This window comes from Streptomyces sparsus (genome assembly GCF_054776295.1).
The window spans coordinates 1-1745 of record NZ_BAAHCA010000975.1; the positions used below are offsets into that span (position 1 = coordinate 1).

Consider the following 1745-nt stretch of genomic DNA (forward strand, 5'->3'; position numbering starts at 1 on the left):
GTGCGCGGACCGGCTCCGCGAGTGGCGTCAGCGGGCTGCTGACGCTGGACCACCGGCTGCCCGGTGTGCCCGACCGGCTCGCCGTGGGCCACGGCACGGTGCTCACCGCGGAGGGCGCGCTGCTGACCCTGCGCGCCCGCTATCCCGACAGCGAGGTGGGTTACACCGGCGTCACGCTCGTCTCCGTCCGCGGCGGCAGCGTCTCCGTCGCGGGCACGGGCGTCGAGATCGAGAACGCCGACGAGGTGCTGCTGCTCACCCGCGTCCACCGGCACCGGGGCGAGCTGGACGTGCCGGCGGAAGCAGACGCGCTGCGAGCACTGCTGCGCCCCGCACACGACTCCCCCGCCACCGCCTTCGACGCCCTGCTGGCCCGCCATCTGCCTCTGCACGGGGCGGCGTTCGGCCGTGTCAGCTTGACGCTGGGCTCGGGAGACGAACCTGAACGGGCTGTTCCGGGGAGCGAGTTGCTGCGGCGGGCGGCCGGACCCGCGCTGCTGGAGCGGCTGTTCGCCGCCGGCCGCTACCACCTGCTGTCGTCCTCCGGTCTGCTGCCGCCCCGCCTCACCGGGCTGTGGACGGGCGACTGGGACACCGCCTGGTCGGGCGCCTTCACCACCAACGCCAACCTCAACCTCCAGACCGCCGCCGCGACGGCCGCCGGACTTCCCGAGGTCGGCGAGGCGCACGCCGCGCTCGTCTTCGGCCAGTGGGACCACTGGCGGGACAACGCCCGGGCCCTCTTCGGCACCCGGGGCGTCGTCGCGCCCTCCCACACCGACGGCGAGTCCGGCCACACCCGCCACTTCCAGCGGGCCTACCCGCTGCACCTGTGGACGGCGGGCGCCGACTGGCTGCTGAAACCACTGCTCGACCACGCCGAGGCGACCGGCGCCCCCGACCCCCGGCTCGACGCGGCGCTCGCCGAAGTTGCCCTCTTCTACGAGGACTTCCTCACTCCCGTCGGCACGGACGGACAGCTCGCCGTGGTCCCCTCCTACTCACCGGAGAACCGGCCCGGCAACGCCGGCTGGGGCACCCTCAACGCCACGATGGACGTCACCGCCGCCCGGCACGCGCTCACCACGGCGGCGAGCCGCCACCCGGGACCGGACGCCGACCGGTGGACGGCACTGGCCGACCGGCTCCCGCCCTACCGGATCAACGAGGACGGCGCCCTGGCCGAGTGGGCCGAACCGGGCCTGGCGGACCGCTACGACCACCGGCACCTCAGCCACCTCTACGCCGTCTGGCCGCTCGACGAGATCACCCCCTACGACACACCCGGGTTGGCGTCCGCCGCCCATCGGGCGCTGGAACTGCGCGGCGCCGAGAACGACTCGGCGCACGGCCACCTGCACCACGCCCTCATCGCCGCCCGGCTGGGTGACGCCGCCCGCGCCGAGGCCAGCCTGGGCAACCTGCTGCGCGGCGACTACTTCCACGACTCGCTGATGAGCGCCCACTACCCGGGGCGCGACGTCTACAACGCCGACGCCGCCCACACCCTGCCCGCGCTGCTGCTGGAGATGTTCGTGCACTCGACCCCGCACCGGCTGGTGCTGCTGCCCGCTCCCCCTGCGGCCTGCCCGACCGGCACGCTGCACGGCGTCCGCACCCGTTTCGGCGCCGAGCTCGACCTCTCCTGGCACGGCTGCGCGAACCGTGACGGTGCGCCCGGCGGCGGTTCCGGCGGCCACGACTGTGGTCACCCCGGCGGCGGTAGCGGCGTCTGCGAGCGGACG

The 1745-nt window shown here is 74.8% G+C and carries 1 protein-coding gene; it reads left to right on the forward strand.

Features of this window, described 5'->3' with window-relative positions; genetic code table 11:
• Nucleotides 1-1745 (forward strand): glycosyl hydrolase family 95 catalytic domain-containing protein (locus tag ACYVE9_RS25500; RefSeq protein ID WP_461030250.1); only part of this gene is annotated, 1745 nt, incomplete at both ends.